Source organism: Meiothermus luteus (assembly GCF_003574085.1).
Taxonomy (GTDB): Bacteria; Deinococcota; Deinococci; order Deinococcales; family Thermaceae; genus Meiothermus; species Meiothermus luteus.
The window spans coordinates 1-5,643 of sequence record NZ_QWKZ01000132.1 but is presented as its reverse complement, the minus strand read 5'-3'; the positions used below and the strand labels follow the sequence as shown (position 1 = coordinate 5,643).

The window sequence follows — 5,643 nt, the reverse complement described above, 5'->3', positions numbered from 1 at the left end:
CCACGCCACAAAAAATCCAAAAGTGTGGGTTTGTAAGCATTCATCGCACAAACGGCAATTTTTGCCCCAGTTATCCACAGCCCTCTTGTGGATAACCTGGTTTTCTCATAAATACCCTTTCAGAGAGCCCCTTGCAGGACGGCGATTAACGGGGTATGCTGTCGCAAAACCAAAGCCCCGAAAGGGGATTGCAACTGGTGCTGCCCCGGTCCCGTCTGGGGTCGGTCTACCAGTCGCAAAACCAAAGCCCCGAAAGGGGATTGCAACTCTCTCCTGGACGGTTGGGCTCACTAACCCTGCGACCAACAGTCGCAAAACCAAAGCCCCGAAAGGGGATTGCAACCTGAACCCACCCCTTGCCGTACTGGGGATGGCTGATCTCGTCGCAAAACCAAAGCCCCGAAAGGGGATTGCAACTTACCTAGGTCATTGCCTTTCCTCCTTTCTCCCCCTACTAGTCGCAAAACCAAAGCCCCGAAAGGGGATTGCAACTCAAAGTGAGATGAGGTGCCGTCCGGTGGGGGGTAGCTCTGTAAGTTTTTGTAGGGCTAGTTCGCCGTGTTTGAGCAGGTACATGGGGAAGGGGTAAGCCCTTTCTTGTGGAGCGCCGGGAGCTAGGTGGCGCTGGAGTCGGGCGAACTGGGCCCCGATGGTGTTTTCCTGTCGTATGGCGGAGTCTAGAATTTTGCGCTTTAGCCGCTCTAGCTCGTGGGCTATGCGCACTTGGGCCCGTCGCTTGGAGCGCGCCAGACTGGGGTCGGGTAGAAGGGCCTGTATTCTTTCCAGCTCAGCTTGGATGCGCTCGAGGTGCTCCTCTATGGCCTCTACACGCTCGTCCTGGCTCGCCAGGACATCCTTGAAGGCCCCCTCGGGGTCATCCTGGAAGGCCCAAGGGTCCAGGCCGTACTTTTGCAGGATACGGGCGATGGGTGGTTCAACCACCGTGGCCCTCATACGACCGACCACGGCGGGAGGGGTGAGGCCGTGTAAGGTGTAGACCTCCCCCAGCTCGGCCACATAGCGCAGCTCGCTGGGCCCCACCACGAACCCGGCAGTGGGAAGCACCGTGTCTTGTAGGACGGGCCGCAGACCCGCGGCTGGGGTAAGGCGGGCCGGGTCTTGGGCTAAAATGGCCTTTAGATCGGCTAAGGTATAGGTTTTCACCCCGTCGTCGAATCGACCGCTACGAAACCTTAACAGCCGCCGGAGGCCATCCTGGCCTTCCAGAAAGAGGTTGGTGGCGGCCTTGCCTCGGCCTAGGGTGGGCTCGAGCCCGGCCCTTTTCATGGCCTGGGCGGTGCGGTTGATGGCTTCGGAGGAGGCCAAGGGGTCGGCCAGCTCGCGCTCCAGGGCGGGAGCGAACAACGGGGCTAGTTCCGGGGCCATGGGGTCAAAGACCACCAGCCCTTGCGGACCCAGAAACTCCAGCAGCATCCGGGCGAAAACCTCGCTGTAGCTCCAGGGCCCCAGCATGGTCTGGCAGAGCCGGGCCCGTACCTCGGGCCGCCCGCCGAATCTGCCTAGAAGCCCGCAGACCGACTCCACATAAGGCGCGAACGGGATGCGCCCTGCAGGCCGGGCGGGGGGCAGGTTTAGGGTTAGATGGTGAACGCGCTCCTCAAAATCCAGCAGGTCCACCCTGCTTATCTCGGCTACATCATGGTCTTGGGAGGCCACCCAAAAGACCGGAACTACCGGGCGCTCAAGGCGGTGGTGCTGGGCTGCCAGCCGGAGGGCGGTATGGGCCTTGTAAAAGGTGTAGGCGGGCCCGGTGAGCAGGCCGGCTTGTTGTCCGGTGACGATGGCCCGGCTTTTGGGGTGGGCCAGCCGTTGGGCAGCGGCCAGGCTTTCCTCTGGGGCGCCCAGTCGCCTGAGGTAGGTTTGTAGCCCTTGGCTTAAGGCTTCCCGGGGGGCCTCTCGAGGGGAGGAGAGTACCTCCGGCAGCTCCTCTAAGCCGTAGGGCAGGAACCGGCGCAGGGGGTCGGCCATGACCAGGGATTCTACCGCCTTCTCAGGGGTTGTGTCGTAACCTGCCGCGGTTTTTTTAGAGGGCCACCCGCCGCAAGACCTCTGGCTTCAAAATAAGGATGCGCCGGTAGCCCAGCTCAATCGCGTCCTCCATGGCCAGCTCCCCCAGCACCTTGGTGATGGTCTCGCGGGTGGAACCGGCCAGGTGGGCCAGGTCTTGGTGGGAGAGGGTGACCTCAAAGCCCTCCGCGCCTGGCCGCATGGCCGAGAGCAGGGCCTTGGCCAAGCGGGGCAATACCTCTTTGAAGCGCAGGTCGCGCAGGCGTTCCTCGGCCTTACGCAACCTGCGGGAGAGGAGCAACACAAAGGCCATCTGGGCCTCGGGAAAGCGGCTGGTGAGCCGCTGCAGGTCTTCGCGGCTGGCCGAGAGCAGCTCGCTGTCCACCAGTGGTTCGGCGAAGGCCCCGTAGGATTCTTCCGGCAAAAGTGCCCCCTCGCCGAAAATTTCCCCCGCGCCCACCACGGTAAGGGTGATTTCCTCCTCGTGGGGGCCGAGCTGAAAGAGCCGCACCCAGCCATCCACCACGTAGTAGAGGGTTTTGGCTTCGTCCTCGGGGTAGTAGATGTAGCTGCCGCGGCGGGCGGTGAAGCTGTGGAAAACCCGCTCGGCCTCAGCCCGGGCTTCCGGGGGCAGGGAGGCGATGAATTCGGGCGTCATCCCTTAGACAATTTAGCGGCTTTCGGAGGGGCGGATTTCGGGCATAGAATACAAAAAGTGTGAATGCCACATTATAGGAAAGGGGGAAGGTTGGAGGAGGGAAGAAGGCCCGCAGCCTGGCCCCGGCGGAAAAGCTCGGCCACCGCGGCCTCACCCTCGGGGCCTACGTCCAACGAGAACTCGTTTACGTAGGTGTGAATGTGGGCCCAGATGACCTGGTCTTCTAGCTCCTGGGCGTGTTGTTTGATGTAGGCCACGGTTTCCTCGGGGTGGGCCTGAGCGTACTCAAGGCTGGCCCGCACCGCTTGGTCTAGGGCCTGGATGGTCTTTGGGCCCAGGTCGCGCCGGGCTAGGATGGCCCCTAGGGGCAGGGGAAGTCCAGTCTCAGCTTCCCAGCGCTCGCCCAGGTCTAGAAGCTTGATTAGGCCGAAGCGGGGGTAGGTGAAGCGGGACTCATGGATGATGAGCCCCGCGTCCACCTCGCCTCGGGCCACTTTGGGCATAATCTGGTCATAGCGCATTTCCACTGGAACAAAGCCTGGCTTGAAAAGGGAAAGCAGCAAGAAAGCCGTGGTGTAGCGCCCAGGGACGGCTACCCGCTTGCCCACCAGGCTGTCAAAAGGCTCGCGGGCCACCAGCAGAGGTCCCACTCCCCGGCCCAGGGCTCCCCCCGAGCGCAAGGCCACGTAGCGTTCGCGCAGATGCCCGTAGGCGGCGTAGCTGATTTTGGTGAGGGGGAGCCTTCCCTCCAGGGCCCAGCGGTTTAGGGTCTCCACGTCTTCCAAACACTCCTGAACCGCAAAGGGCGCTTCTACCTTGCCGTGAACCAAGGCGTAGAAGATAAAGGTGTCGTTGGGGCAGAAGGAGTATCCAAGCTGCATGGGCTTATGCTAAGGCTTGGGACCGGAGGGGTGTGTGTTGGGGCTTTACCCGAGCAGCCCTTCTAGGAAGCCAGGGGTAAAACGCGCGGCCACCAGCTCAGCCAGGGCCTCAAAGGTGGGCTCGAGGCTCCATGCGCTCCCCCCCAGAAGCCGCTTTAGGGCCTCGGGGTTCTCAAAAAGGCCGTGCAGGTAGAGGCCCAGCACGCTTCCCTGCTGGAGGTAGAGGGCCCCGCTTTGGCCATGGTGAATCTCGTAGCCTTCTATCTCCACCCCTTCCAGCGCAGCCCAGAATCCCGAAAGGCCGGCCAGCCGCAGCCGGGTGTGCCGTTGCACTTTCTGAGGTTCAAAGGTCGTCTGGAGGGGAAGGAGGCCCAGCCCCGTGTGGCTGCCCGGGCTCTCGAGGCCCAGGGGGTCGTGGATGCCCTGGCCCAGCATCTGCAGCCCGCCGCAGATGCCAAGAAGGGGTCGGCCGGCTCGGACGTGGGCCCGCAGGGGCTCCTCTAGGCCCTGCCCTCGCAGCCAGCAAAGGTCGGCTGCGGTGTGCTTGGAGCCGGGCAGCACCACCAGGTGGGCCCCCTGGAGGTCCGTGGGCTTTCGTGCCCAGACCAGCCGCACCCCCCTCAGGTGTTTTAGGGGCTCAAACTCGTCCAGATTAGAGGCCCGGGGGTAGGCCACCACGGCCACGCTGAGGCCCTTCCCGGTGGCCCTGTCGTCAAAGACCCCGTCCTCCTCCGGCAGGCCGTGCCCCTCGAGGAAGGGCAGCACCGCCACGGTGGGTATCCCGGTGAGGGTCTCCAGCCGCTCAGGGGCGGGGGAAAGTAGCTTGGCGTCGCCGCGGAACTTGTTTAGGATAAAGCCCCGCAGCAGCCCGCGCTCCTCGGGTTCCAGGAGCAGGTAGGTGCCGTAGAGGTGGGCAAAGGCCCCGCCCCGGTCTATGTCGGTCACCAGGAGCACCCGCGCGCCTGCTTCCCGGGCTATCCGCATGTTCACGATGTCGCTGTCCTTCAGGTTGATTTCTGCTGGGCTGCCCGCCCCCTCAATGACCAGGAGGTCGTATTCCCCTAAGAGCTCGAGCAAAGCCCTCCGGACCACCGGCCAAAGCCGGGTTTTGCGCTCGCGCCAGGGCAGACGGGAGAGTTCCGGCTGGGGCTTTCCCAGCACCACCACCTGGCTTCGGGTTTCCCCCTCGGGCTTGAGCAGCACGGGGTTCATCCGCACCTCGGGGGTGGTCCTGGCGGCCAGGGCTTGAAAATACTGGGCGCTCCCCATCTCCCCCCCTACCCCCACCCGGGCGTTGTTGCTCATGTTCTGGGCCTTGAAAGGGGCCACCCGGAGGCCCTGCCGGGCGTAGTAGCGGCACAGCGCGGTGACCAATAGGCTCTTGCCGGCGCCGCTGCTGGTCCCTTGAACCATGATGGCCCTGGGCATGGCCCTATTCTTCCCCATGTTGCGCCGCCTGGGCCACCAAGCGCTCGGCCAGGCGGGGCTCGCTTGGGAAGTAGAGGTGGATGTAGCTGGCCAGCAGCCGGCCTTTGGCGTACCCCTCGAGGGCGCCACTCTCTAGGACCCGCCAGGCGGCTGGAGGGATTGCCGGCCGTTCGCTGAAGTGAAACTCGTGCCCTCGGGCTTGCCACCCCCGCTGGGCCAGGGGGGAGTCCTTCAGGGCCTCCACCGTCCGGTAGCCCAGGGCCAGCCGGGGGGTCATGCGCGAAACCCCGGGGATTAGGCCCACCATCGGGAAGAGGCCCTCGTCGGTCTGGAGGGCCTGGCCCAGGTACATGAGCCCCCCACACTCGGCGTAGATGGGTCCTTTGAAGCGACGAAGGGCCAGCCGCATTCCCTGGTTGGCGGAGAGGGCCTCGGCGTAGAGCTCGGGGTAGCCCCCACCCAGGTAGACCCCGCCCAGGCCCTCGGGCAGGCTGGGGTCGGCCAGAGGGCTGAAGGGCACCAGCTCGGCCCCGAAGCCCGCGATGAGTTCCAGGTTCTCGGGGTAGTAGAAGCTAAAGGCCTTGTCCTGGGCGATGCCCAGACGGACCCTGGGGGGCTTCTGGGGGCTGGGCAGGCGGTGGGGGAGGC

At 64.2% G+C, this 5,643-nt stretch carries 3 protein-coding genes, 2 pseudogenes and 1 CRISPR repeat array; all 5 genes and pseudogenes read right to left on the bottom strand.

The genetic code is table 11. The annotated features are described in order from the left end of the window. Positions 1 to 160 precede the first annotated feature (160 nt). Positions 161 to 493: direct repeats of the CRISPR family, unit length 36 nt; unit sequence GTCGCAAAACCAAAGCCCCGAAAGGGGATTGCAACT. Between the two features lie 83 nt (positions 494 to 576). After that, positions 577 to 1,989, bottom strand: a pseudogene (bshC, locus tag Mlute_RS13795) (bacillithiol biosynthesis cysteine-adding enzyme BshC); the annotation flags it as partial. Positions 1,990 to 2,044: 55 nt separating this feature from the next. Then, a complete protein-coding gene (locus Mlute_RS13790) occupies positions 2,045 to 2,686 on the bottom strand; it encodes a Crp/Fnr family transcriptional regulator (protein WP_119361157.1) in 642 nt (213 codons plus the stop codon). 71 nt (positions 2,687 to 2,757) lie between these two features. After that, complete coding sequence (locus Mlute_RS13785) at positions 2,758 to 3,567, bottom strand: 1,4-dihydroxy-6-naphthoate synthase (RefSeq protein WP_119361156.1); 810 nt, start codon at positions 3,565 to 3,567, stop codon at positions 2,758 to 2,760. Between the two features lie 45 nt (positions 3,568 to 3,612). Further along, positions 3,613 to 4,995 carry a cobyric acid synthase gene (locus Mlute_RS13780; RefSeq protein ID WP_119361155.1) on the bottom strand — a complete coding sequence of 461 codons (1,383 nt, stop codon included), beginning with the start codon at positions 4,993 to 4,995 and terminating at the stop codon, positions 3,613 to 3,615. A 4-nt stretch (positions 4,996 to 4,999) separates the two neighbouring features. Then, a pseudogene (locus Mlute_RS13775) lies at positions 5,000 to 5,643 on the bottom strand (cobyrinate a,c-diamide synthase); the annotation flags it as partial.